Origin of the sequence: Corallococcus sp. AB018, from assembly GCF_003986945.1 — a bacterium.
In the GTDB taxonomy this organism is placed as follows: Bacteria; Myxococcota; Myxococcia; order Myxococcales; family Myxococcaceae; genus Corallococcus; species Corallococcus exiguus.
This window is the reverse complement of the sequence record NZ_RAWR01000476.1, coordinates 1-689: the sequence shown is the minus strand read 5'-3', so window position 1 is coordinate 689 and position 689 is coordinate 1. Positions and strand designations below refer to the sequence as shown.

Here is a 689-nt window from a genome sequence, read left to right as displayed (position 1 = left end):
TTCACTTCTTAAAAAAAATAAACCAATAGTCTTATTTCCATTCAGGTATTCAATATTAATATTCATACGTTAATCCGATTTATCCTTCTCAGGGGCGCGTTTGTAACGCCGTTTACCTGAATCCCAGACAAACGCCGTCCGCTTCCCGTCATCAGTGCCATCCCCTACATCGTCGGCAATGACAAGATCCTCATTGGTTTCTCGATCCAACTGGAGGACGTTTTTTAGCGCCCCACCGGTCGAGATAAAACGGCGCTTGTGAAGCTGCCGCGTCAGCTCAAGAAACCACTCAGGATCGTTTGCCATATCTTCCGGTTTAACGGAGTATTTCAGCGTTTCAGCAACCGCGCTTTGCAGTTGCTCGGCAACGTTGGCCACAACCTCACCTGTCTTAGTTTTTACTGCCCGAATATCGATATTCGGCTCATAGTTCACCCGCAAGCAATCGCGCCAGAGTTCTACCCAACGTTCGTGCTTAACGTAGTTCTTCCCTTTAAACCAAGAAGGTTGCACCATCAGCAGACAGTGAAAATGCGGATGTGCGCTGCCATCCTTACCTCGCGTCACCTCCGTAGCCCTGATCCACCCCTGAACAGGTGATAGCTCCTTTCGCTTTTCCATTCGCTTAAACGCCGCATTCATTGCTGTAAGGACTGTTCCAAGTTCACCTATCTCGCAGTTCCTGACAG

At 48.5% G+C, this 689-nt stretch carries 1 protein-coding gene; it reads right to left on the bottom strand.

The features are described from left to right. Positions 1–69 precede the first annotated feature (69 nt). Positions 70–689, bottom strand: a 620-nt coding sequence (locus D7Y11_RS42805; protein WP_112929416.1) for a protein rep, incomplete at its 5' end; no start/stop codon positions are given.